We start from the raw sequence: 23,020 nt of genomic DNA on the forward strand, positions 1-23,020 counted from the left end.
GTCAGGCTCCTTGGGAGGAAGAAAGGGATGCGGTCGCCGGCAGCCGGGTCACGCGGCCGTTGGCGACATAAAAATCGACAAGTTGCCGCTCGGCAGCGAAGGGATGCCATTCCCACCCCGCGTGGCCGAAGCCCGCAAGATCGATGGTCGCCTCGGGAAATCTGTTCATCACCTCGGCAATCACGATCATGCCGCTGCTCGGCACGACGTAAGGCGCTGGCTGGTAGACCGCGAGTGCCGCGTCCACTGCGTCATGAATCGCTTGGTCAACGACCACATGCGTCTTGCCAGCGTCGGCACAGAACACGTTGAATTGACTCGTGTAGTCGTCGCAGAAATCGTCGAGTTCGGGATGCGACACGGCGAGCGGCGCCTTCAGCTCGGCAAACTTCCGGGGATCGCGCACGCTCCAGATCGCCGCGGCCTCGCGCACTCCGGGATGCTCGCGCCACGCCTGCGAGGCGACCATTGCCTTGCCCGGCCGTCCGGTATTGCAGACCGCGACGACATCGGTGCGGCCCGGGCTCGCCTCATAGGACCGGCATTCGTTGAAGCGGATTACGAAGGTAGCCTCTGCCACAGCCGCCGCCGCATTCGCGCCGATCTCTCCGTTGCCGACGATCATGATCCTGTCAGCCATGTCAGTTGCCCATCGTCTCTGCGAGGTCCTTGAGCTGCTTGGTGCGCTCGTCCGTCAGCTCGGCGATGCAGCCGGCAACCAGCATCGGTTCCATCGTGCCGCCGCGCGCCTGGAAGCCAGCCGCTTCGCACTCCGCATCGCGAAAATTCACCCAGGCGCGCTGCGCCTTCACCAGCGCCTCTTCGGCACCGCGCATATCGTCGTCGAGATCCTCGTCGACCGCTGCAAGCGCCGCACGGGTGATCTTGTATTGTACGTTCAGTGCCTTGTCGGCGGTTTCCTGACGATCCTGCTCGCAGGCCGTCATGTCGGTCTGCGTCACGGGATTGCTGCAATCCACATCTTGCGCATTGGAGCCAAAGGCAATGAACGTGCCGACACCGGCCGCCAGGAGATATAGGGTCGCGCGCATCGTTTCCTCCCCGATCCCTTCTTAGAGCTTACCCATGACGAGCTGCCGGAAGCCATAGACCTCGCGCTTGCCGGAAAGCGGAATGAGGGTCACCGAACGCGTCTGGCCGGGCTCGAAGCGGACGGCCGTGCCGGCCGGGATATCGAGCCGCATCCCCTGCGCCTTATCCCGGTCGAACGACAGACCGGCGTTGGTTTCCGCGAAATGATAGTGGCTGCCGACCTGCACCGGGCGATCGCCGGTGTTCGAGACGTCGAGCGTTATCGTCGGCGCGCCGACGTTCAGCTCGATGTCGCCGCTTGCGGCAATGATTTCTCCTGGAATCATGATTTTCTCCTCACGCGGCCTTGATGGGCGCGCAGCCCTCGGCCTTCAGAACGCGCTTTGTCGATGCGGGATATTTGGCAAGCTTTTCAGCCGGACGCACCGGGCGACGCACGAGTTCACCGCCGCAATTCGGGCAGACGCCGCCGAGGACATCGGCGACACAATCGGCGCAGAACGTGCACTCGAAGGTGCAGATCATCGCTTCCGAACTGTCAGGCGGCAGGTCCTTGTCGCAGCATTCGCAATTGGGTCGCAGCTCCAGCATCGCGACCTCAGCGGATCGGTTCGTGGACGGTCACCAGCTTGGTGCCATCGGGAAAGGTCGCCTCGACCTGCACGTCATGGATCATCTCCGCGATGCCTTCCATCACCTGGTCACGGCCGATGACATGGGCGCCGGCCTCCATCAGCTCGGCGACTGGACGCCCGTCACGCGCGCCCTCGACGACGAAGTCGGAAATCAGCGCGATCGCCTCCGGATAGTTGAGCTTCACGCCCCGCTCCAGCCGCCGCCGCGCGACCATCGCCGCCATCGAAATCAACAGCTTGTCTTTTTCTCTCGGTGTGAGGTTCATCGTGCATCCATCTGCTTGATCTAGAGATTCCAGACTTTCGGTACCGGCGCTCCATTGCGCAAGGTCGAAATGATCGGGATGAGAATTTTTCTGAGCGCAAAACCATCAGGCGCAGAAAGGCGCACGACGATCTTGCCGGCCCAGCTGCTGGCGCCGCCCATATGGCCTTCGAGCAACGGCCGTACTGCGCCAAGGTAGGCTTCGGCCCGCGGCCCGACATACAGCAACGTCGCAAACGCGACGTTGCCTGATAGTACGGCATCGGCGCCGGCAAGCGCTGAAACATTGCCCTGCAGTTGCAGGTCCTCGGCATGACATAGCCTGCCTGCCTTGCGGATGCGCCAGCGGTCACGAAAGAGGCCGGTTTCCACCGCCTCTCCCATTGCCTTGCGGCCAAGCAGGATGGCCTCGACCGCCAGGAATTCGGCATCGTCATCGAGATCGACGTCGAGCCGGCGAAACAGCGACGAACGATCGAAGAGAATGGTTTCCTGCGGCAGCCAGTCCACCCGCGCGTTCGCGCCGACGGAAATGCTGGTGGTGACCTCGGCCGTTCCGGCGGATGCCTTGTAGATCTTCTCGCAGGCCTGGGTGGTCACGTCGATGCGGGTGCCCGGACCAGCCGCAACGCTCCAGTTCATCCGGTCGCCGCCGGTGAGGCCGCCCGCGGTATTGATGATGACGGCTTCCATGGAGGAATCGAACGTATCCGGAAGCCGGATCTTGGCCGCTCCCTCCTGGTAGAGCTCCTGCAGGCGCGTACGCCCGTCGAGCGTCTTCGCTGCCAGATGCCCGCGCCCCTCGGCCCTCTGCGGTCTCGTGGCGGCCGCCGCGTTCGTCATTCCGTCCCTTTCCAACGCACGCCGGTTGACCCGGCCGTTTTCATTGAAGTCATCAACTTGCAGAAAGCAAGCAATTCCCATGCCGTGCCTAGAGCTCTGAACGAGCGGACCCGCGACAGCAAAGCCCCTTAGGGATTGCCGAGGAAAGCAGCATCTGCCCAACAGATAGACACTGCTATCAGACAGTGAGATGCCGCCGCGCCTCGGGCGTATCCAGCGTCTCCGCCAGCCCCTCATGCACGATCTCGCCGCGATCCATGATGTAGACGTAATCGGCAAGCTCGCGGCAAAAATCGAGATACTGCTCGACCAGCAGGATCGCCATGCCGGTACTGTCGCGCAGATAGCGGATCGCCCGGCCGATATCCTTGATGATCGACGGCTGGATGCCCTCGGTCGGCTCGTCGAGCACGAGGATCTTCGGCCGCGTCACCATCGCCCGACCAATCGCCAGCTGCTGCTGCTGCCCACCCGAGAGATCGCCACCGCGCCGCCCGAGCATCGTCTGCAGCACGGGAAACAGGCTGAAGATGTCGTCGGGGATATTCTTGTCGCGGCGCGATAGCGGGGCAAAACCGGTCTCGAGATTCTCCTTTACCGTCAGCAATGGAAAGATCTCGCGCCCCTGCGGCACGTAGCCGATGCCCTGCTTGGCCCGCGCATAGGGCGCCAGCCCGTTGAGCCTGGTGTCGTTGAACGTCACCGTGCCCGATGACAGCGGGTGCTGGCCGGTGACGGCGCGCAGCAGCGAGCTCTTGCCCACACCGTTGCGGCCGAGCACGCAGGTGATCGTGCCCATCTCGGCCTTCAGCGAGATGCCGCGCAACGCCTGCGCCGCGCCGTAGTGGAGGTTTGCGTTTTCGACTGTCAGCATCTTACCGCCCCAGATAGTTTTCGATCACCTTCGGATCGGAGCTCACAAAATCAATCGACCCCTCGGCCAGCACCGAGCCTTCGGCGAGACACGTCACCTTCACCCCAAGGTCGCGAATAAAGCCCATATCGTGCTCGACGACGACGACAGACCGCGTCCTGGCGATCTCCTTCAACAGGATCGCCGTCTCCGCCGTCTCCGCATCCGTCATCCCGGCCACCGGCTCGTCGACCAGCAACAACTTCGGCTCCTGCGCCAAGAGCATGCCGATCTCCAGCCATTGCTTCTGCCCATGGCTGAGATTGGCCGCCAGATCGTCGCGTCGATGCGTCAGGCGCACCGTCGCGAGAATCTCGTCGATACGCGCCCGATCCTCCGATGACAGCCGGTAGAACAGCGTCGGAAACACCCCGCGCTTGCGGTTCAGCGCCAGCTCGATGTTGTCCCACACCGTATGGCTCTCGAACACCGTCGGCTTCTGGAACTTGCGGCCGATGCCGAGCTGGGCGATGTCGGCCTCGTCGAGCTTGGTGAGATCGGTCTGCCCATTGAAGAATACTTCGCCGGCATCCGGTCTAGTCTTGCCGGTGATGATGTCCATCATCGTCGTCTTGCCGGCGCCGTTCGGGCCGATGATGGCGCGGAGTTCCCCCGGCTCGATGACGATCGACAGCGCGTTCAGCGCCTTGAAGCCATCGAAGGAGACGGAGACGTTGTTGAGGTAGAGAACGCTGCTGGGTTTGACGTCAGGGATCATGGCGCTCACTCCGCAGCCTGGATTTTCGCATCGACACCGTCTTCCCGGCTGGCGGACGGCGTATCGCTTGATGCAGACTTGCGCTTGCTCAGATACGGCCCGATCGTGCCGACGATGCCCTTCGGCAGAAACACAGTGACCGCAACGAACAGGCCGCCCAGCGCAAACAGCCAGAATTCTGGAAACAGGCCGGTGAAGATCGTCTTGCCGCCATTGACGAGGATGGCGCCGATGATCGGCCCGATCAGCGTCGAGCGACCGCCGACCGCCGTCCAGATGACGACTTCGATCGAGTTGGCCGGCGCGAATTCGCCCGGATTGATGATGCCGACCTGCGGCACGTAGAGCGCACCGGCAATCCCCGCCATCATCGCCGAGACGACGAAGGTGAAGAGCTTGAAGTGCTCGACGCGGTAGCCGAGGAAGCGTGTGCGGCTTTCCGCATCGCGCACCCCGACCAGCACCTTGCCGAACTTCGAGCGCACGATGGCGGATGCGATCAGCAGCGACAGCGCCAGGAAGATCGCGGTGGCGGCGAACAGGGCGGCGCGGGTGCCGTCGGCCTGGATGTTGTAGCCGATGATGTCCTTGAAATCGGTCAGGCCGTTGTTGCCGCCGAAGCCCATGTCGTTGCGGAAGAAGGCGAGCAGCAGGGCATAGGTCATCGCCTGGGTGATGATCGACAGATAGACGCCGTTGACGCGGCTGCGGAAGGCGAACCAGCCGAACACGAAGGCGAGCAGCCCGGGGACGACGAGCACCATCAGCGCCGCGAACCAGAAGTGGTTGAACCCGTACCAGAACCATGGCAGCGCCTTGTAGTTCAGGAACACCATGAAATCGGGCAGGATGGGGTCGCCGTAGCTGCCGCGGGTGCCGATCTGGCGCATCAGATACATGCCCATCGCATAGCCGCCGAGCGCGAAGAAGGCGCCATGGCCAAGCGAGAGAATGCCGCAGAAACCCCAGACGAGATCGAGCGCCAGCGCCAGAAGCGCATAGGTGAGATACTTGCCGAACAGCGACATGATGTAGGTCGGGATGTGCAGCGGGCTTGATGCCGGCGTCATCAGATTCAGGACCGGCACCAGCACGGCGAGCGCCAGCAGGATGAAGAGCGCAACGATGATCTTGCGATCGAGAGACCGGAGAAGGAAGGCCGTAATCATGCTTCCACCGCCCTTCCTTTGAGTGCGAAGAGCCCACGCGGCCGCTTCTGGATGAAGAGAATGATGAGGACGAGCACCAGGATCTTGCCGAGCACGGCGCCGGCGAAAGGCTCGAGGAACTTGTTGACGACGCCGAGCGACAGCGCGCCCACCAGTGTGCCCCACAGATTGCCGACGCCGCCGAACACCACGACCATGAAGCTGTCGATGATGTAGCTCTGGCCGAGATTGGGCGAGACGTTATCGATCTGGCTGAGCGCCACGCCCGCCATGCCGGCGATGCCGGAGCCGAGCGCGAAGGTGAAGGCATCGACCCAGCCGGTGCGGATGCCCATCGACGACGCCATGCGCCGGTTCTGCGTGACGGCGCGCATCTGCAAGCCGAAGGCGGAACGCTTGAGCAGCATGAGCAGCGTCACGAACACCGCCATCGAGAAGACGATGATCCACAGGCGGTTCCAGGTGATCGACAGACCGCCAAGTTCGAACGCGCCCGACATCCAGCTTGGATTGCGCACTTCGCGGTTGGTCGGCCCGAAGATCGAGCGCACCGCCTGCTGCAGGATGAGCGAGACGCCCCAGGTGGCAAGCAGCGTTTCCAGCGGACGACCGTAGAGATAGCGGATCACGGTGCGTTCGATGACGAGGCCGACGAAGCCGGTGAAGATGAAGGCGGCGGGCACGGCGAAGGCCAGCGAATAGACTTCGAGGCCGGGGAAAGTCGAAGCGATATACTGCTGCACCACATAGGTCGTGTAGGCGCCGATCATCACCATCTCGCCATGCGCCATGTTGATGACGCCCATGACGCCGAAGGTGATCGCAAGGCCGATGGCGGCAAGCAGCAGCACCGAGCCGAGCGACAGGCCGTACCAGACGTTCTGCACCACGTCCCAGAGCGCCAGGCTGCGGTTGATCGTGTTGATATGCGTCTGGATTTCGCCCTTGAGTTCGTCAGGCGCGGTCGCCATTGCTGTCGTCAGGATCGTCAGCGCGTTGCGGCCGCCGCGGGCGGCGATCGTGTCGATGGCGGCCTTCTTGTCTTCGGCGCCGACATCGCTCTTCAGCACCATCACAGCGCGGGCGGCTTCCATCGTCTCCTTGACCTCGCCGTCCTTCTCAGCGGCAAGCGCAGAGTTCAGAAGTTCGAGATTGGCGAGATCGGCATCGCGCAGCAGCCCCTGGGCAGCCGCAAGCCGGGCGCCGCGATCGGGAGAGAGCAGCGTCAGCTGGCTCATGGCCGAGGCGATGACGCCGCGCAGCGAATTGTTGATCCTTACCTTGGACATGTAGTCCGCATCGATATCGGCGACGGCTTCGCCGCTGATCGGATCTGAAAAGGTCGGCTCGTCCTCCGTTCCGCCCTGAAGCAGAACCGGGCCACCGCTTTCCGAATTCACGTAAAGCTGGCCGTCGCTGAGCTGCTGCAGGATCTGGCTGACATGGGCATCGCCGGATGCGACCAGCGCCTTGATGGCGACCTCGCGTTCCGGGAAATCGCCGACGCCGAGCGCGTCGACAAGCGCGTGGATATCTTCCTGCGCCTTCAGCGCCGTGGCGAATGCCGGCAGGGCCAGGCACAAGGTCAAAAGCAAAATCTTGATGGCGCGATACATCGGCTTTCTGCCTCGGTTATCGTTGGCCTTCCGGCGCAATCGGGAAGAAAAATCAGGGCCTTAATTCAGCAATCCGTTGCCGTCCGAAGCCTAAAGGCCGCGCTTCGGAGATGGACCTTCCGCCCGGACAGGAGAGACCGGGCGGAAGTCTTCAGGCGTCAGAGTGACGGGGTGGTCAGCACTCAGGAGCCCTTGCCGCCGCACTTGCCAGTGGCAACGTTGAAGTTGCCGCAGTTCATGGGCTTGCGCCAATCGGAGATCAGGTCCTTGGAGTCAGGCAGGAAGTCCGACCATTCGTCGCCGACGACAGCAGGGGTCTGCTGGACGATTTCGAACTGGCCGTTCGCCTGGATTTCACCGATCAGCACCGGCTTGGTGATGTGGTGGTTCGGCATGACGGTTGCGTAGCCGCCCGAGAGGTTCGGAACCGTGGTGCCGATGATCGTGTCGAGAACCTTGTCCGTGTCGGTCGTGCCGGCAGCCTGGACCGCCTTAACCCATGCGTTGAAGCCGATATAGGCGGCTTCCATCGGGTCGTTGGTCACGCGCTTGTCGTTCTTGGTGTAGGCATGCCATTCCTTGATGAACTTCTTGTTGGCCGGGCTTTCGACCGACTCGAAGTAGTTCCAGGCAGCGAGGTGGCCGACGAGCGGCTTGGTGTCGAGACCGGCAAGCTCTTCTTCGCCGACCGAGAAGGCGACAACAGGAATGTCGGTTGCCTTGACGCCCTGGTTGCCGAGTTCCTTGTAGAACGGAACGTTGGCGTCACCGTTGATGGTGGAGACGACGGCGGTCTTCTTGCCGGAGGCGCCGAATTCCTTGATCTTGGAGACTTCCGTCTGCCAGTCGGAGAAGCCGAACGGCGTGTAGTTGACGATGATGTCTTCCTTCGGAATGCCCTTCGAGATCAGGTAGGCTTCCAGGATCTTGTTGGTCGTGCGCGGATAAACGTAGTCGGTGCCTTCGAGAACGAAGCGCTTAACGCCTTCCTTTTCCATCAGGTAGTCGACAGCCGGGATCGCCTGCTGGTTCGGAGCAGCACCCGTGTAGAAGATGTTGCGCGAGGACTCTTCGCCTTCATACTGAACCGGGTAGAACAGGATGGAGTTGAGCTCTTCGAAAACCGGCAGGACCGACTTGCGCGACGAGGACGTCCAGCAACCGAAGACGGCCGCGACCTTGTCCTTTTCGATCAGCTCGCGTGCCTTTTCGGCAAACAGCGGCCAGTCGGAAGCCGGATCGACGACGACGGCTTCGAGCTTCTTGCCGAGAAGGCCGCCCTTCTTGTTCTGCTCGTCGATGAGCATCAGCATGGCGTCTTTCAGCGTCGTTTCGGAGATCGCCATCGTGCCGGACAGCGAATGCAGAACGCCGACCTTGATGGTGTCGTCAGCCGCAACGGCTCCATGGAATGCGGCCGTGGCCGACATGACGGCGCCGAGCACGGCACCGGAAACATATGATCGCAGATTCATCTGGTTGATCCCCTCTTCTTGTTCCGACAACAGGCCTGAAACGGCGATTAACTGTTGCTTAAGGGACTATCCGGTGCTGCACTGCGAAAGCGTATACGCGAAATGACGTAGGTGACGGGGCGAAATGTGCAGTTTTGCGTTGCACCGCACTCTTAAGCCCCGCACTGTTCCATGTTACCAACGGATGACAAAGGGAACGAAGGGGCCGATCACGGGCATGGCAGCGCGGCAACGCATTATTCCGGTCAGGCGCGAATATAATCGCTGGGTCGCCAACCAGACGCTGGAAGACTATGCGCTGCGCTTCACCGCCAAGAGCGCCCGGCAGTTCTCCTCGCAGCGCATCTCGCAGACGGCGATCGGCGCCATTTCCTTCCTGGCGCTGGAGGCGATCGGCGGCGCGATCACGCTCTCCTACGGCACCACCAACGCCTTCTACGCCATCATCGTCGCCTCGATCGCCATGCTCGCCATCGGCCTGCCGATCAGCCGCTACGCCATCCGCCACGGCGTCGACATCGACCTTCTGACCCGCGGCGCGAGCTTCGGCTATATCGGCTCGACCATCACCTCGCTGATCTATGCCAGCTTCACCTTCATGCTGTTTGCGATCGAGGCCTCGATCATGTCCGGCGCGCTGGAGCTGACGCTCGGCATACCGCTCTGGATCGGCTACATCATCAGCGCCGTTATGGTCATCCCGCTCGTCACCCACGGCGTCCGGCTGATCAGTCGCTTCCAGCTTCTGACGCAGCCCTTCTGGATCGTCCTCAACATCCTGCCCTTCCTCTTCATCGCGGTGATGGACTGGGAGAAGTTCGACCTCTGGCGCGCCTTCTCGGGCATCCGCCATGCCTCAGGCCCACCCGGCACCATCGCCCCCTTCGATCTCGTCGAGTTCGGCGCGGCGTCAGCCGTCATCCTGGCGCTGATGTCGCAGATCGGCGAACAGGCCGACTTCCTGCGCTTCCTGCCTCCGGAAAAGCAGACCAAGTGGCGCCACCGCCTCGCCGTCTTCCTCGCCGGTCCCGGCTGGGTGATCATCGGCGCACCGAAGCTGCTGGCCGGCTCCTTCCTCGTCGTCCTGACCTTCGCCTCCGGCGTCCCCGCCGACCGCGCCGCCGATCCGGCGCAGATGTACCTCACTGCCTTCGGCTACATGATCCCCTGGCACAACGCCGCCCTCCTGCTGATGGCCGCCTTCGTCATGGTCTCGCAGTTGAAGATCAACGTCATGAACGCCTATGCCGGCTCGCTGGCCTGGTCGAACTTCTTCTCCCGCCTCACCCACAGCCACCCCGGCCGCGTCATCTGGCTGGTCTTCAACGTGGCAATCGCGCTGCTGCTGATGGAGCTCGGCATCTACAAGCTGCTCGAGGAAACGCTCGGCATCTTCTCGATCATCGCGATGGCATGGCTCTGCACGATCTCGGCCGATCTCTTCATCAACAAGCCGCTCGGCCTCGCCCCTCCCGGCATCGAGTTCAAGCGCGCCCATCTCTACGACATCAACCCCGTCGGCCTCGGCGCCATGACGCTTTCGGCGACCATCGCACTCATCGCCCATTTCGGCGTCTTCGGCACGATCGCTGCGTCGCTGGCACCCTACATCACCCTCATCGTCGCCCTCGTCGCCTCGCCCACGATTGCCTGGGCCACCAAGGGCAAGTTCTACCTTGCCCGCAAGCCGCGCCAGAGCTGGAAGAACCTGACCAACATCACCTGCTCGGTCTGCGAACACCCGTTCGAGCCGGAAGACATGGCCTGGTGTCCCGCCTATGCCGCGCCGATCTGCTCGCTCTGCTGTTCGCTCGACAGCCGCTGCCACGACATGTGCAAGCCCAATGCGCATCTGAACGCGCAGGTCGGCTATGTCGCCAAGGCTGTCCTGCCCGAAACCATCGTCCAGAAGCTCACCACCCGCCTCGGCCGCTACGGCATCGCCGTCATCCTGGCGCTGACCGCTGTCGGCGCCATCCTGGCGATGATCGCGCATCAAGTGTCCGCGGCCTCGCCGGAGACTGCAGAAGTCGTCAACGGCACGATCCTGATCGTCTTCTTCGTCTTCGCCGTCATCGCCGGCGTCGTCTGCTGGTTCTATGTGCTGGCGCATGACAGCCGCGTCGTCGCCGAGGAAGAATCCTCGCGCCAGAACACCCTGCTTCTCAAGGAAATCGCCGCCCACAAGAAGACCGACGCCGCACTGCAGGCCGCCAAGGAGACCGCCGAGGCCGCCAACCGCGCCAAGAGCCGCTACGTCGTCGGCCTTAGCCACGAGCTGCGCACGCCGCTCAACGCCGTGCTCGGCTACGCCCAGATCCTCGAGCGCGATGAGACCATCCCGACGCCGCGCCAATCCTCGATCAAGGTCATCCGCCGCTCGGCCGAACATCTCTCCGGCCTGATCGACGGCCTGCTCGATATCTCCAAGATCGAGGCCGGCCGCCTGCAGGTCTATTCCAACGAGATCAACATCCAGGATTTCCTCGACCAGATCATCGACATGTTCCGGCCGCAGGCGCTCGCCAAGGGCCTGACCTTCAACCACCAGCGCGCGCCCGCCCTGCCCCAGTTCGTGCGCACCGACGAGAAGCGCCTGCGCCAGATCCTCGTCAACCTATTGTCCAACGCCATAAAGTTCACCGACGAGGGAACCGTCACCTTCGACGTCGCCTATCGCAGCCAGGTCGCAACCTTCACCGTGACGGACACCGGCCGCGGTATCGCCGAGAAGGACCTGAGCCGCATCTACGAACCCTTCCAGCGCGGCGAGGCCGACAGTATCCGCCCCATGCCCGGCCTCGGCCTTGGCCTCACCATCACCCAGCTTCTGACCAACACGCTCGGCGGCGAAATTTCGGTGACCAGCGAGAAGGACAAGGGCTCGACCTTCAAGGTGCGCCTGATGCTCTCGGCCGTGCTGCGCGAGATCGCAGCACCGCCACAGGAGAAAAAGATCGTCAGCTATGACGGCCCGCGCCGCACCATCGTCGTCGTCGACGACAATGAGGACCACCGCGAGATGATGCGCGAAATCCTCGTGCCGCTCGATTTCATCGTACTGACGGCGGCCAGCGGCACGGATTGCCTGACGCTGATCGAAGGCATCCAGCCCGATCTCTTCCTCGTCGACATCCTGATGCCGGGAATGAACGGCTGGCAACTGGTCTCGCGGCTGCGCGAAGCGGGCCAGACGGCACCCATGGTCATGCTTTCAGCCAACATCGGCGACGCCGTCGCCCACAGCGACAGTGACGACAGCCACACCGACGCCATCGGCAAGCCCGTCGACATCCGCCGCCTGCGCGACAAGCTCGCCCTGCACCTCGGCCTGAAATGGCTCTACGCCGAGCCCACGGCCCTTCCCATTTCAAAGCCGGAGCGGCAAATGCGCAGCCCCGGCGCCGCGCATGTGCAGGAACTGCTGCGCCTCGCGGAAATCGGCTATATCAGGGGCATCGAAGCGAAACTGGCCGACCTTGCCAAATCAGAGGCAAATCAGCCATTTACGGACGAACTGCGCTCTTACGTCGGTGCCTTCGATCTCGATGGTGCCGCGAACTTCCTGCACCGCTTCGATGAAAAGGTAGAGACCCTTGGCTGAACATCCCCGCGATATCGTCCTGCTGGTGGATGACTCACCGGAAGCGCTGGGGTTTCTGACCGACGCTTTGGAGCAATCGGGCTTCTCGGTGCTGATCGCGACCTCGGGTACCGCGGCCCTTGGGATCGTCGAGCGGATCACGCCTGATCTGATCCTTCTCGACGCCATCATGCCCTCGATGGACGGCTTCGAGACTTGCCGGAGACTGAAGGCGAACCCGGCGATCAGCCAGATCCCTGTCATCTTCATGACCGGACTGACGGAAACGGAGCATGTCGTGCATGCGCTGGAGTCGGGCGGCGTCGACTACCTCACCAAGCCGATCAACATCGACGAACTGCGCGCCCGCATCGGCGTTCATCTCCGCAATGCCCGGTCCACGCAAAGCGCCCGCGTGGCGCTGGATGCCGCCGGCCGGCACCTGCTTGCCGTGAAAGGTGATGGCGAAATCCACTGGTCGACCCCGCAGGCAACGAGGCTGATCAACACGGCGCTTCATGGTGACGACAGCCTTGACGTCGTGGCCGGTCGGATTGCGGAATGGATGAAGAAGCGCTCCGCCTCCCCCACGACCGACGGCTCGATCTCGGTTTCTCACGAAGGCAAGGATGTCCTTGGCCTCGCCTTTCTCGGCACGATCGGTCCCGACGAGTATCTTTTCCGGCTGACGGCGAACAACCGCCGTCCCGACGACGAGACGTTGCGCCAGAGTTTCGCGCTCACCCACCGCGAATCTGAAGTGCTGCTCTGGATCGCCAAGGGCAAGGCGAACCGGGATATCGGTGAAATTCTCGGGCTGTCGGCAAGGACGGTGAACAAGCATCTTGAACAGATCTACGTGAAGCTCGGCGTCGAAAACCGCGCCTCTGCGGCCGTCAAGGCAGCCCACGTTCTGCATGAGACGTAGGTTGGCTTGGGCACAGATGGCCAGGGCAATGAGGGCTCCGCAGAGCCACAGACGCAGATATCCCGCGCGTCGTCCAGATTCGAGCCGAGGTGCAGGAAAACCGGCTTTCCGATCCGTCCAAGGTGACGATCGCGGATATCCGGTGGTTCATTGCCAATCCCGGATTGTGGGTTTGGCAAGAGGACGGCGACATCAGCGGCTTTTCCGCCGCCGACCCACGAAACGGCTACATCTGGGCTTTATTCGTCGATAACGCGGCTGCCGGTCGTGGTATCGGGCGGGCGCTGCTCGACAGGGCCTGCGCGACCCTCAAGGATGCCGGTTTCACCCGCATATGGCTGACCACAGATTCCGGAACCCAGGCAGAGCACATCTATCGCAGGGCCGGTTGGCAGCTGATCGGCGTGCAGGACAACGAGCTGCTCTTCGAACTCGAAATCTAGCGCGCCGCACGTTGCGAGGCACGGACAGACATTTTTAAAGCCTGGCGCGATAGAATTGCGCACCCCTCTCAATGGGAATGGCATCAAGATGATATCCGGCAGGTCATGAAGGACAGGCTTTATTATGTGGACCGGCTGCGGATTTCCGCCTTCGCGATCCTGATCCTCTATCACTCCTCGGCGGCCTTCTTCACCGATATGGGCTGGCTGATCCATAGCGATCGCACCAGCCCCGCGCTGTCGCTGATCATGGAATTCCCGCGCGCCTGGCGGCTGGCGCTACTGTTCTTCGTCTCGGGCATGGGGGCGGCCTTCTCCTTCCGCTCCGATTCCAGCCTTGCCTTCCTGCGCAAGCGCACGATCCGCCTGCTCGTCCCCTTGCTCTTCGCCATGGCCGTCCTTGTCGTGCCACAGGTCTGGTACGAGCGCATGTACGAGGACGGCTATGACGGCTCGCTGCTGACATTCTGGCTGACGCGCTATTTCACCGAGGGCCGCTATCCGACCGGCAACTTCACCTGGGCGCACATGTGGTTCGTCGCCTACCTGCTCGTGATGTCGGTGATCTGCTACCCGATCTTTCTCTATCTCAGCCGGACAGGAAACGCGATCATGGCCTGGTTCGAACGCGTCGCGAAGACCGGTATGATCTACCTGTTCTTCCTGCTGCCGCTGCTGCTGAACCTCTCCCTGTCGCCGTTCTACCCCAAGGAAACCAATGCCCTCTACAATGACGGCGCATGGTTCGCAGTCTGGGCAAGCTGGTTCGGCCTCGGCTTCCTCGTCGCTCGCAATCATCGCAGCCAGATCGAGCCGATCATCGCCAACCGCTATCTGAGCGCGGCAATCGCGCTGGCCGTCACCGTGTTCCTCTACGCCTTCGCCTGGCTTGCCCCTGCCGAACGAGCCATCGGCAGCTATGCCGATGAAACGCCGCTCTTCAAGGCCGCGATCTTCCTGCTCGCCTGGTCGATGATCCTGACCCTGATCGGCTTCGCCGCCCGTCATTTCAATCAGCCGGACGCACGACTGGTCACGGTCAACCGTCTGGTCTTCCCGCTCTACATCATCCACCAGACGGTGATCGTCGGCGCGCTCTATTATGTGCTCCCGCTCGGCCTGGAGGCAATGCCGAGCTTCCTGATCGTCGCCGCCGCGACCTTCGTTCTCTCCGTGCTTTTCGCCGTCGCCGTGGACCTCATCCCCGGCCCCGCACGCCTGCTCGTCGGCCTCGAGGCCAAGCCGCGAAACCCATCGGGCGAGCGCAAGACCGTCGGCGCCGAGCGATAGAGGGGGTCAGGCTACCTGGTCCGGCGGTTCCTTGCCGTCAAAGAAGGCCGTGATGTTGTCGACGACTTTCATCCCCATGGCCGTCCGTGTTTCTTCGGTGGCGCTGCCGAGATGCGGCAGAAGAACGACGTTCTCCAACGCCCGCAGCGTCTCCGGCACCTGCGGCTCCGCCTCATAGACATCGAGCCCGGCGCCCCGGATAACGCCGTTCTTCAACGCGGTGGCCAAGGCGGCCTCATCGACGACGTCGCCACGGGCGGTGTTGATGAGGAATGCGCCTGGCTTCATGGCAGCAAGGCGCTCGGCGTTCATCAGATGCCTGTTCTCGGCACCACCCGGGCAATGCAGCGAGACGAAATCGGCAGCGCCAAGCACGTCCTCGACTGTCGGAAGCTGACGGGCGCCGTATCGGCTGGCCTCGGCGGGATCCACGGGCGACCGGTTATAGAAAACAACGTCCATGCCGAAGCCGAAATGGCAACGCTGGGCAAAGGCCTTGCCGATCCGCCCAAAGCCGATGATGCCGACGGTCTTTCCTGAGACCTTCGTGCCGATCATGTGGGTCGGGCACCAGCCATGCCATTCGCCGGCCCGTATCTGTCGTTCGCCCTCTCCGGCACGACGCGCCACCGACAGAAGCAGCAGCATGGCGATATCGGCGGTGCAGTCGGTAAGAACGCCAGGCGTATTCGTAACGACGATACCGTGGCTTTTTGCAGCCGCAACGTCGATATGATTGAAGCCGACACCGAAATTGCCAAGGATCTTCGTTCTGATGTCGCCACCCGCAAAGACGGCTGCAGGCAGCTTGTCGGAGACTGTCGGCAGAATCCCGTCATACCGTTGCACCGCCTGGGAGATCGCTTCCGGCGTCATCGGCTGATCATCGACATTGAACGTTGCATCGAAACGTTCAGCGAGCACCGCCTCGATGGCAGCCGGCCAGCGCCGGGTAAGAAGTATCGTCGGACGAGACATGTCGACTCCTTGTATGTTGGCGGCCGGACGATGCGACAGGCAACGAACCGAGGCAAGCGAAAGAGCGACCTTCTCCAAAAAAAGAAGCCCGGCGGTTGGCCGGGCTTCGATCTATGCATTTAGCGATATGGCTTAGTCAGCCTTCGGGAAGTAGCCGTACTTGCCGTCTTCGCCCTTCTTCCACTCGTACATGATGTAGCCAGGAAGCTTCGGGTCGCCCTTCTCGTCGAAGGAGATATCGCCGAGAGCGGTCGGGAACGGGCCCTTTGCCTTCAATGCGGCTGCAACGGCTTCTGCGTCCGTCGAGCCAGCTGCCTTGGCAGCGCCGGCAATCGCCTGCATCGCAGAGTAGGAGTACAGCGTGTAGGCTTCCGGGTTGAAGCCGGCAGCCTTGAACTTCGCAACGAGGTCCTTGTTGGCCGGGTTCAGTGTCGGATCGGGGCCGAAGGTGTTCAGCGTACCGGCAACCGCGTCGCCAGCGATCGATGCCAGTTCGTTCGAAACGATACCGTCACCGGAAACCAGCGTAGCCTTGAGGCCCTGGTCAGCAGCCTGACGGATGATCAGACCAGCTTCGGTGTGGAGACCACCCCAGTAGATGATCGAAACGCCGGCTTCCTTCATCTTCGCGATGAGGGCCGAGAAGTCCTTGTCGCCGACATTGATGCCTTCGTAGAGAACTTCGGTCGAACCAGCAGCGTTCAGAGCCTTCTTGGTTTCGTCAGCGAGACCCTGGCCGTAAGGCGTCTTGTCGTGAACGACAGCGATCTTGGCGTCCTTGAAGTGGTCGGCAAGATACTTGCCGGCGATTGCGCCCTGCTGGTCGTCACGTCCGCAGGTACGGAACGTGTTCCACAGGCCACGCTCGGTGAACTGCGGGTTGGTAGCAGCCGGCGTGATTTCGAGGATGCCGTTTTCAGCGTAGACTTCGGAAGCCGGGATCGAAACACCCGAGTTGAAGTGGCCGATGACGAACTTGACGCCGTCAGCTGCGAACTTGTTGGCGACCGAGATGCCCTGCTTCGGGTCGGAGACGTCGTCGCCGAGCACGACCTTGATCTGCTCGCCGTTGATGCCGCCAGCGGCATTGAGGTCGGCAGCGGCCTGCTCAGCGCCCTTCTGGAGCTGCGCACCGAAAGCGGCGTTCGGGCCGGTCAGCGGACCAGCGACGCCCACGATAATGTCGGCCCAAGCGTTGCCGCTGAAGGCGACCATCGCCGTCAGAGCTACAGCCGACAGGAGAGACTTTCTCATTCTGTTACTCCCAATTTTTTTAGCGGGTTCCGTTCCACGAACCCGACGCAGTACCCACCTTACTGCGCCAGGAAACTTGTTCCACTCCAAGGGGCAATCTGTCCCTAGTTTCAACCGGCTGTCAATGTTTTGCCTTCCAGGAGAAGGGGGACGTCTTTTCGTATAGCCAGTAGTAGTTATTGACCATCTGGTTGGTGCGGCGATAGCGGTAGCCGGCCGTCGAGAAGATCAAAAGAAGCACTACGTCGATGACGTAGTAGAAGGGGCTGAGAAACGGCCCGTCGAAGAGCGCGTGATGCAGAAACTGCATCGCGACTCCCAGCAAAAGCGTATAGGCGATCACCAGAGGGTACTCGCTCCAGCCGTCGGCTGCGGCGCGACCGGCGCGCCATGCAGTCCAGAAGCCGATGAGAACGACGACGAGGCGGATGACGCTGCGAACGCCGGTATCGCCTTCAAAGAAAAGTCCCTGCATATCAAAGTCTCCTCTTCGTCATGCTCAATGTCGTCCGCCTTCGAGATAGGCGGCGCGAACTTCGGGGTTGGCAAGAAGTTCCTGGCCGGAGCCGGACATCGTGACCTTGCCGTTCACCATGACATAGGCGCGGTCGGACAGGCGCAGCGCCGCAAAGGCGTTCTGCTCGACGAGGAAGACGGTCAGCCCTTCTTCCTTGTTGAGCTTCTTGATCGCCTCGAAGATGCCTTTGACGATAAGCGGCGCAAGACCAAGAGAGGGCTCGTCGAGAAGCAGCAGCTTCGGACGCGCCATCAGCGCACGGCCAATCGACAGCATCTGCTGCTCACCGCCCGAAAGCGTGCCGCCGCGCTGCGACTGGCGCTCCTTGAGACGCGGGAACATCACAAAGATCTTCTCGACGTCTTCCTTGAAGTATTTGAGGTCGTCGAGCCCGGCCCCCATCTGGAGGTTTTCCATGACCGTCATGCGCGGAAAGATACGGCGTCCCTCGGGCGACTGAGCGATGCGCAGCCGCGCGATCTCGTGCGTCGGCATCCGAGTGATATCACGGCCTTCGAAGACCACGGCGCCGGTACGCGCCTGCGGGCTTCCGCAGATCGTCATCATAAGCGTCGACTTGCCGGCGCCGTTTGCGCCGATCAGACTGACGATTTCACCCTGATGGACTTCGACGTCGATGCCTGCCAGCGCACGAATGTTGCCGTAGTAGGTTTCGACACCCTGAACTTTAAGAAGTGGCTGACCGGTCATCAGTTGGAGCCTCCTTCGAGGTTCTCGACGGCTGCAATCACTTGTTCCACTTCCTCATCCTCGACACCGAGATAGGCCGCGATGACCCTCGGATCGTTCTTGACGTGCTCCGGCGTGCCGTCGGAAATCTTCTGGCCGTATTCCAGCACCACCACGTGGTCGGAAATTTCCATGACGACAGACATGTCGTGTTCGATCAGCAGGATCGACGTGCCGCTATCGGCGCGGATGCTGCGCAACAACATGTTCAGCGACGCCGATTCACGCGGATTGAGACCGGCTGCCGGCTCGTCCAGGCAAAGAAGTTCCGGCTCCGTGCACATGGCGCGCGCGATCTCGAGGCGGCGCTGCGCGCCGTAGGGCAGATCGCCCGCCGGATCATCGGCGCGATCGATCAGATCGGCCTTCTCCAGCCAATGACGCGCCAGTTCGATCGCGTTCTTCGCCTCGGCCCGATATGAGCCGATGCCGAGAAGGCCGAGGATCGTGTAGCCGGACGCCTTCATCAGCTTGTTGTGCTGCGCGACGAGCAGGTTTTCGAGAACCGTGAGACCGGAGAAAAGACGGATGTTCTGGAACGTACGGGCGACCTTGGCTTCCCGCGTGATGCGGAAATCCGGAAGCCGTTCGAGCAGGTATTCCTTGCCGGTCTTCTGGTGCAGCGTGATCATTCCCATCGTCGGCTTGTAGAAGCCGGTGATGCAGTTGAACACGGTCGTCTTTCCGGCACCGTTCGGGCCGATCAGTGCGGTGATGTCGCCGCGCTTCGCTTCGAACGAGAAGTCGTTGATGGCCATGAGGCCGCCGAACTTCATCGACAGATGCTCGACCCTGAGCAAGGTATCGGTGGTCATGGTGGTGTCCTGAGGGCTCATCAACCGTGACCCTCCTTGGTGAAGCTTCCGGAAATTGCCTTGCGTTCCTTCAGGAAGGCCGTCGGTTCTCGCGAGCCGACGAAGCCGCGCGGCTTGATCAGCATGACGATAACCATCGCCAGACCGAAGAGCAGCATGCGATAGAGTTCCGGCGTGAAGTCAGGACCGAAGACCGCCTTCAGGAAGTCCATCTCGCGCAGCAGTTCCGTGCCGCCGACCATCACGATCGCGGCAACCGCGATACCCGTCAGCGAGCCCATGCCACCGAGAACGACGATCGCAAGAATGACAGCCGATTCCAGGAACACGAAGGACTCGGGCGAAACGAAGCCCTGGCGTGCGGCGAAGAAGGATCCGGCGAAGCCACCGAACATGGCACCGGTAGCGAAAGCGGTAAGCTTGGTGGTGACGGTGTTGATACCGAGCGAACGGCACGCGATTTCATCTTCACGCAGCGCTTCCCATGCACGCCCGATGGGCATGCGGCGAAGGCGGATCGTGACGTAGGCCGTCAGCAGGCAAAGCGCCAGGATGAGATAGAAGAGGAAGATCTTGTAGTAGGCCGAGGACATCGGCAGGTGGAAAAGCTTGGCAAAGCCATGCGGGCTGGCATCGAAGGGAATGCCGAACAGCGTCGCCTTCGGAATGCCCGAGACTCCGAACGTGCCTTTTGTGACGTCCGTCCAGTTGATGAGAACGAGACGGATGATTTCACCGAACGCAAGCGTCACGATCGCCAGGTAGTCGCCGCGCAGACGCAGGACTGGGAAGCCGAGAATGATGCCCCACAAGGCGGCAAAGATACCCGAGAGCGGCAGCAGAACCCAGAAGGACAGGCCGAAATAGCTCGACAGCAGCGCATAGGAATAGGCGCCCACAGCGTAGAACGCGACATATCCGAGATCGAGAAGACCGGCGAGACCGACGACGATGTTGAGGCCCCAGGCCAGCATCACGTAGATCAGGATCTGAATGCCGAAGTTGTCGACATATTTCAGCGATCCCTGCGCACCGACGAGCGAAACAACGACGATCGGATAAACCAGGAGCGCGACAAGCCCGATTTTCAGGAAATGCCTGTGGAAAAAGCCCTTGTCGGTGGAGATGTCGAGCTCTCCGCTTCTCGCCTTCTTGAGCTTGCGCGCATCCAGGTGCGGCCGCAGGAAAACGACGATGACGAAGCGGCCGACCGCTGCGATCGCGACGAAGATTGCAAGCAATCCCCAGCGCTGCACGATGATGAGTTCGTTATTGATGTTCTGGTCTGTTTTCAAACCGACGTAGAGCACGAACATGCCGAACGCGATGACAGCTGCGAACAAAGCTTCTTTAATACCCGTCTGGACAAGTCCGGGTGCGGGCTTGCCAGCGGAGTTTCCAACATTTGCCATGACGTTAAACCTTCTCGACTTCCGGCCGGCCCAGGATACCTGTCGGCTTGAAGATCAGCACGAAAGCGAGGATGCCGAAGGTCGCGACATCCTTGTATGCGATGGTGAAGTAAGCCGACCACAGGGACTCGATCAGGCCGATCATCAGGCCGCCGAGAACGGCGCCCGGCAACGAGCCGATCCCGCCGAGAACGGCTGCGGTAAATGCTTTCACACCTGGCACGAAGCCGTCGTTGAAATTCACCACACCATAATACATCAGATACATCGTGCCGGCGACGGCTGCGAGAGCGGCGCCCATGATGAAGGTAACCGAGATCGTCTGGTCGACGTTCACCCCGAGAAGAGCCGCCATCTTGCGGTCCTGTTCGGTTGCGCGCTGGGCACGACCGAGCGAGGTGTGATTGACGAGGTACCAGAACAGCGTCAGCAGAACCGCCGTGATGACGATGATCACGATCTGCTTCAGCGAGATCGATATGCCGCCGACATTGTAAACCGTGCTGACGAGCGGCGGGATCGGCTTGTTGCGCGGACCCTGCGTGACCTGAATGAAGTTCGACAGGGTGATCGACATGCCGATCGCCGTAATCAGCGGCGCCAGACGGAACGAGCCCCGGAGCGGACGATAGGCGACGCGCTCGATGGTCCAGTTCCACAGGCTCGTCATCAACATCGCGACGAGCAGCATTGCCAACAGCAGGACCGCGACCGGCAGACCGGCGAACATCGATGTGAGAACGAGGAAGACGATGAGGGCTGCAAAGCCACCGATCATGAAAATATCGCCATGGGCGAAGTTGATCATGCCGATGATGCCGTAAACCATCGTATAGCCAATAGCCACAAGGCCATAGATAGATCCAAGAGTCAGCCCGTTAACGAGCTGCTGGACAAAATATTCCATATGTCATTTCCCCTGGATGCCGGCCAGATCAACCTGCATCTCTTGTTATTAGAACCCTTATTGAGCTCTTGTTTAAAGATTTCATACTGCTTTCAAGCCAAAAGGGAAGCGCAAAATCGCAATGCTCCAAAGTTCTTTGCCTTTTTGGTGAAAATGACTTTTTTTAACTCAATAAGTTGATTTTTTTAACATGCAGCGCCCGGAAAACGCCGGATTTGATTGCATTTGCCACACATTGCTGTCCCGTTCCAGGCAAGCTCACAAGCGCATGGGAGCAGGCTTCTCAGGCTGGGCGCGAACAGAGTGCACGCAAATCGACGCGCTCCATTCGGCGTGCAATCGGAAGTGAAATCACCTATATCTGCATCGATAGCAATATACAGAACACAATCGAAATGCTCCAAACCTTCGAACGCGCTGCTCTTGAGGCAGGGCAAGCCATCCTGGAAATCTATGCGCGCGGCTGCGCCAGCGCAAAGAAGGCCGACGACAGCCCCGTCACGATCGCTGACGAGGAAGCGGAGCGTATCATTCTTCGCCATCTGCACGAGGACTTTCCTGACATACCCGTCATCGCCGAGGAATCGGTTGCGGCAGGGATCGTTCCCGCGATTGGCGATGCGTTCTTCCTTGTCGATCCTCTCGACGGGACGCGGGAATTCATCGCCCGGCGCGGTGAGTTCACCGTCAACATCGCCTACATCGCCGATGGCGCGCCGGTCGCGGGAATCGTTTACGCGCCCGCACTCGGCCTTGCCTTTTCCGGCGAGGGCGACCGCGCCGAAAAGCTTTTCATCGATGCATCATTCCGCATCGAACGCCGCGCATTCATCAATGTTCGCGCACAGCCCGCTGATCGGTCAGCTCTGGCCAGCCGCTCGCACAACAGCCCGCAAACCGAACGCTTTCTCGCCGACAATGCCATTTCGCGCTGCACCAACATCGGCTCGTCGCTGAAATTCTGCCTTCTGGCCGAAGGGGGAGCAGATGTTTACCCGCGCTTCACACGCACGATGGAGTGGGACACGGCGGCCGGCGACGCAATCCTGCGCGCGGCTGGCGGAACAACGGTGACGCTCGACGGCGCGCCGCTCACCTACGGCAAGATCGGCCAGACCGAGGATAGCGACTTCGCCAACCCCAACTTCATATCCTGGGGCGGACGACCACCCGCATTGTGAGGTGCATGATTCTTTCAGAAAACAGAGCTGAATCAACAACTCCGCTGCGCGTTGCTGCCCGTCCGTCGCTCACTGTTTAGGATCTAGCGCAACGAAACAGCATCGGATGCACCGGTGCCAAGACGGAGCGCCTCGATGTCGGATCAGACAGCCAACCTTGCCCTGCCCTACATATTGCCCTCGCAGGCCCAAAAGCATGTGACGCATAACGAGGCGCTGCAACGCCTCGACGCCGTCGTGCAATTGACCGTGCATCAGGAGTTGACCGCACCTCC

23 protein-coding genes are annotated in these 23,020 nt (G+C 61.4%); 5 read left to right on the top strand and 18 right to left on the bottom strand.

Translation table 11 applies throughout. The annotated features are described in order from the left end of the window. Nucleotide 1 precedes the first annotated feature (1 nt). From ASE04_RS03385 to urtA, 11 genes are all read right to left on the bottom strand, one after another. Nucleotides 2-625: a hypothetical protein gene (locus ASE04_RS03385; protein WP_056812376.1), complete on the bottom strand. Its 624-nt coding sequence runs from the start codon at nucleotides 623-625 to the stop codon at nucleotides 2-4. A 16-nt stretch (nucleotides 626-641) separates the two neighbouring features. After that, the gene (locus ASE04_RS03390) at nucleotides 642-1,052 is read right to left on the bottom strand and encodes a lysozyme inhibitor LprI family protein (RefSeq protein WP_056812018.1); all 411 of its coding nucleotides are present in this window, start codon (nucleotides 1,050-1,052) and stop codon (nucleotides 642-644) included. Between the two features lie 21 nt (nucleotides 1,053-1,073). Beyond that, entirely contained in the window at nucleotides 1,074-1,379 is a 306-nt protein-coding gene (locus tag ASE04_RS03395) for an urease subunit beta (RefSeq protein WP_056812021.1), read from the bottom strand. Nucleotides 1,380-1,389: 10 nt separating this feature from the next. Beyond that, the gene (locus ASE04_RS03400) at nucleotides 1,390-1,644 is read right to left on the bottom strand and encodes a DUF1272 domain-containing protein (protein ID WP_056812024.1); all 255 of its coding nucleotides are present in this window, start codon (nucleotides 1,642-1,644) and stop codon (nucleotides 1,390-1,392) included. 7 nt (nucleotides 1,645-1,651) lie between these two features. Next, nucleotides 1,652-1,954: an urease subunit gamma gene (locus ASE04_RS03405; protein ID WP_003561955.1), complete on the bottom strand. Its 303-nt coding sequence runs from the start codon at nucleotides 1,952-1,954 to the stop codon at nucleotides 1,652-1,654. Nucleotides 1,955-1,974: 20 nt separating this feature from the next. Further along, entirely contained in the window at nucleotides 1,975-2,796 is an 822-nt protein-coding gene (locus ASE04_RS03410) for an urease accessory protein UreD (RefSeq protein WP_056812028.1), read from the bottom strand. A 178-nt stretch (nucleotides 2,797-2,974) separates the two neighbouring features. Continuing rightward, on the bottom strand, nucleotides 2,975-3,670 hold the full coding sequence (gene urtE, locus ASE04_RS03415; RefSeq protein WP_056812032.1) for an urea ABC transporter ATP-binding subunit UrtE: 696 nt from the start codon (nucleotides 3,668-3,670) through the stop codon (nucleotides 2,975-2,977). Between the two features lies 1 nt (nucleotide 3,671). Beyond that, nucleotides 3,672-4,427: an urea ABC transporter ATP-binding protein UrtD gene (urtD, locus tag ASE04_RS03420; RefSeq protein ID WP_056812036.1), complete on the bottom strand. Its 756-nt coding sequence runs from the start codon at nucleotides 4,425-4,427 to the stop codon at nucleotides 3,672-3,674. A gap of 5 nt (nucleotides 4,428-4,432) precedes the next feature. Further along, on the bottom strand, nucleotides 4,433-5,596 hold the full coding sequence (gene urtC, locus ASE04_RS03425; protein WP_056812039.1) for an urea ABC transporter permease subunit UrtC: 1,164 nt from the start codon (nucleotides 5,594-5,596) through the stop codon (nucleotides 4,433-4,435). Then, the gene (gene urtB / locus ASE04_RS03430) at nucleotides 5,593-7,212 is read right to left on the bottom strand and encodes an urea ABC transporter permease subunit UrtB (protein ID WP_056812042.1); all 1,620 of its coding nucleotides are present in this window, start codon (nucleotides 7,210-7,212) and stop codon (nucleotides 5,593-5,595) included. The genes urtC and urtB overlap by 4 nt, the downstream gene beginning before the upstream one ends. A gap of 182 nt (nucleotides 7,213-7,394) precedes the next feature. After that, complete coding sequence (gene urtA / locus ASE04_RS03435; protein WP_018897094.1) at nucleotides 7,395-8,687, bottom strand: urea ABC transporter substrate-binding protein; 1,293 nt, start codon at nucleotides 8,685-8,687, stop codon at nucleotides 7,395-7,397. 217 nt (nucleotides 8,688-8,904) lie between these two features. On the opposite strand from urtA, the gene ASE04_RS03440 reads away from it, so the two are divergent. The 4 genes from ASE04_RS03440 (at nucleotide 8,905) to ASE04_RS03455 (ending at nucleotide 14,931) form a co-directional block, all read left to right on the top strand. Continuing rightward, complete coding sequence (locus tag ASE04_RS03440; RefSeq protein ID WP_056812045.1) at nucleotides 8,905-12,291, top strand: hybrid sensor histidine kinase/response regulator; 3,387 nt, start codon at nucleotides 8,905-8,907, stop codon at nucleotides 12,289-12,291. Beyond that, complete coding sequence (locus tag ASE04_RS03445; RefSeq protein WP_056812047.1) at nucleotides 12,284-13,198, top strand: response regulator transcription factor; 915 nt, start codon at nucleotides 12,284-12,286, stop codon at nucleotides 13,196-13,198. The genes ASE04_RS03440 and ASE04_RS03445 overlap by 8 nt, the downstream gene beginning before the upstream one ends. An 89-nt stretch (nucleotides 13,199-13,287) precedes the next feature. Next, on the top strand, nucleotides 13,288-13,641 hold the full coding sequence (locus tag ASE04_RS03450) for a GNAT family N-acetyltransferase (RefSeq protein ID WP_244490325.1): 354 nt from the start codon (nucleotides 13,288-13,290) through the stop codon (nucleotides 13,639-13,641). A 105-nt stretch (nucleotides 13,642-13,746) separates the two neighbouring features. Continuing rightward, nucleotides 13,747-14,931: an acyltransferase family protein gene (locus tag ASE04_RS03455; protein WP_056812052.1), complete on the top strand. Its 1,185-nt coding sequence runs from the start codon at nucleotides 13,747-13,749 to the stop codon at nucleotides 14,929-14,931. 6 nt (nucleotides 14,932-14,937) lie between these two features. Here the strand turns inward: ASE04_RS03455 and ASE04_RS03460 are convergent, their stop codons facing one another. The 7 genes from ASE04_RS03460 to ASE04_RS03490 all read right to left on the bottom strand — a co-directional run bounded on the left by ASE04_RS03460 (nucleotide 14,938) and on the right by ASE04_RS03490 (nucleotide 21,564). Then, entirely contained in the window at nucleotides 14,938-15,909 is a 972-nt protein-coding gene (locus ASE04_RS03460) for a 2-hydroxyacid dehydrogenase (protein WP_056812379.1), read from the bottom strand. Nucleotides 15,910-16,041: 132 nt separating this feature from the next. Next, nucleotides 16,042-17,163 (bottom strand): branched-chain amino acid ABC transporter substrate-binding protein, encoded by a 1,122-nt coding sequence (locus ASE04_RS03465; protein WP_056812057.1) that lies wholly within the window; start codon nucleotides 17,161-17,163, stop codon nucleotides 16,042-16,044. Nucleotides 17,164-17,284: 121 nt separating this feature from the next. Then, nucleotides 17,285-17,638, bottom strand: coding sequence for a DUF6867 family protein (locus tag ASE04_RS03470; RefSeq protein WP_056812060.1), 354 nt, complete (start codon nucleotides 17,636-17,638; stop codon nucleotides 17,285-17,287). A 24-nt stretch (nucleotides 17,639-17,662) separates the two neighbouring features. Next, a complete protein-coding gene (locus ASE04_RS03475) occupies nucleotides 17,663-18,391 on the bottom strand; it encodes an ABC transporter ATP-binding protein (protein ID WP_056812063.1) in 729 nt (242 codons plus the stop codon). After that, nucleotides 18,391-19,266, bottom strand: a complete 876-nt coding sequence (locus ASE04_RS03480; RefSeq protein WP_056812066.1) for an ABC transporter ATP-binding protein — start codon at nucleotides 19,264-19,266, stop codon at nucleotides 18,391-18,393. Before ASE04_RS03480 ends, ASE04_RS03475 begins: the two co-directional genes overlap by 1 nt. Beyond that, nucleotides 19,266-20,657, bottom strand: coding sequence for a high-affinity branched-chain amino acid ABC transporter permease LivM (gene livM, locus ASE04_RS03485; protein ID WP_056812069.1), 1,392 nt, complete (start codon nucleotides 20,655-20,657; stop codon nucleotides 19,266-19,268). The genes ASE04_RS03480 and livM overlap by 1 nt, the downstream gene beginning before the upstream one ends. 4 nt (nucleotides 20,658-20,661) lie before the next feature. Then, nucleotides 20,662-21,564, bottom strand: coding sequence for a branched-chain amino acid ABC transporter permease (locus ASE04_RS03490; RefSeq protein WP_056812071.1), 903 nt, complete (start codon nucleotides 21,562-21,564; stop codon nucleotides 20,662-20,664). 395 nt (nucleotides 21,565-21,959) lie between these two features. Here ASE04_RS03490 and cysQ point away from each other — a divergent pair, with 395 nt between their 5' ends. Next, on the top strand, nucleotides 21,960-22,745 hold the full coding sequence (cysQ, locus tag ASE04_RS03495) for a 3'(2'),5'-bisphosphate nucleotidase CysQ (RefSeq protein ID WP_056812381.1): 786 nt from the start codon (nucleotides 21,960-21,962) through the stop codon (nucleotides 22,743-22,745). Nucleotides 22,746-23,020 lie beyond the last annotated feature (275 nt).

Source organism: Rhizobium sp. Root708 (genome assembly GCF_001429725.1).
Classification (GTDB): domain Bacteria; phylum Pseudomonadota; class Alphaproteobacteria; order Rhizobiales; family Rhizobiaceae; genus Rhizobium.

Excerpts from the sequence above, each read along its gene's own strand:
- cysQ (WP_056812381.1), top strand. The coding sequence starts at position 21,960 with ATGCTCCAAACCTTCGAACGCGCTGCTCTTGAGGCAGGGCAAGCCATC.
- urtC (WP_056812039.1), bottom strand. The coding sequence starts at position 5,596 with ATGATTACGGCCTTCCTTCTCCGGTCTCTCGATCGCAAGATCATCGTT.
- ASE04_RS03470 (WP_056812060.1), bottom strand. The coding sequence starts at position 17,638 with ATGCAGGGACTTTTCTTTGAAGGCGATACCGGCGTTCGCAGCGTCATC.
- urtA (WP_018897094.1), bottom strand. The coding sequence starts at position 8,687 with ATGAATCTGCGATCATATGTTTCCGGTGCCGTGCTCGGCGCCGTCATG.
- ASE04_RS03395 (WP_056812021.1), bottom strand. The coding sequence starts at position 1,379 with ATGATTCCAGGAGAAATCATTGCCGCAAGCGGCGACATCGAGCTGAAC.
- urtB (WP_056812042.1), bottom strand. The coding sequence starts at position 7,212 with ATGTATCGCGCCATCAAGATTTTGCTTTTGACCTTGTGCCTGGCCCTG.
- ASE04_RS03465 (WP_056812057.1), bottom strand. The coding sequence starts at position 17,163 with ATGAGAAAGTCTCTCCTGTCGGCTGTAGCTCTGACGGCGATGGTCGCC.
- livM (WP_056812069.1), bottom strand. The coding sequence starts at position 20,657 with ATGGCAAATGTTGGAAACTCCGCTGGCAAGCCCGCACCCGGACTTGTC.
- urtD (WP_056812036.1), bottom strand. The coding sequence starts at position 4,427 with ATGATCCCTGACGTCAAACCCAGCAGCGTTCTCTACCTCAACAACGTC.
- ASE04_RS03400 (WP_056812024.1), bottom strand. The coding sequence starts at position 1,644 with ATGCTGGAGCTGCGACCCAATTGCGAATGCTGCGACAAGGACCTGCCG.
- ASE04_RS03480 (WP_056812066.1), bottom strand. The coding sequence starts at position 19,266 with ATGAGCCCTCAGGACACCACCATGACCACCGATACCTTGCTCAGGGTC.
- ASE04_RS03475 (WP_056812063.1), bottom strand. The coding sequence starts at position 18,391 with ATGACCGGTCAGCCACTTCTTAAAGTTCAGGGTGTCGAAACCTACTAC.
- urtE (WP_056812032.1), bottom strand. The coding sequence starts at position 3,670 with ATGCTGACAGTCGAAAACGCAAACCTCCACTACGGCGCGGCGCAGGCG.
- ASE04_RS03390 (WP_056812018.1), bottom strand. The coding sequence starts at position 1,052 with ATGCGCGCGACCCTATATCTCCTGGCGGCCGGTGTCGGCACGTTCATT.
- ASE04_RS03440 (WP_056812045.1), top strand. The coding sequence starts at position 8,905 with ATGGCAGCGCGGCAACGCATTATTCCGGTCAGGCGCGAATATAATCGC.
- ASE04_RS03490 (WP_056812071.1), bottom strand. The coding sequence starts at position 21,564 with ATGGAATATTTTGTCCAGCAGCTCGTTAACGGGCTGACTCTTGGATCT.
- ASE04_RS03455 (WP_056812052.1), top strand. The coding sequence starts at position 13,747 with ATGAAGGACAGGCTTTATTATGTGGACCGGCTGCGGATTTCCGCCTTC.
- ASE04_RS03405 (WP_003561955.1), bottom strand. The coding sequence starts at position 1,954 with ATGAACCTCACACCGAGAGAAAAAGACAAGCTGTTGATTTCGATGGCG.
- ASE04_RS03410 (WP_056812028.1), bottom strand. The coding sequence starts at position 2,796 with ATGACGAACGCGGCGGCCGCCACGAGACCGCAGAGGGCCGAGGGGCGC.
- ASE04_RS03460 (WP_056812379.1), bottom strand. The coding sequence starts at position 15,909 with ATGTCTCGTCCGACGATACTTCTTACCCGGCGCTGGCCGGCTGCCATC.
- ASE04_RS03385 (WP_056812376.1), bottom strand. The coding sequence starts at position 625 with ATGATCGTCGGCAACGGAGAGATCGGCGCGAATGCGGCGGCGGCTGTG.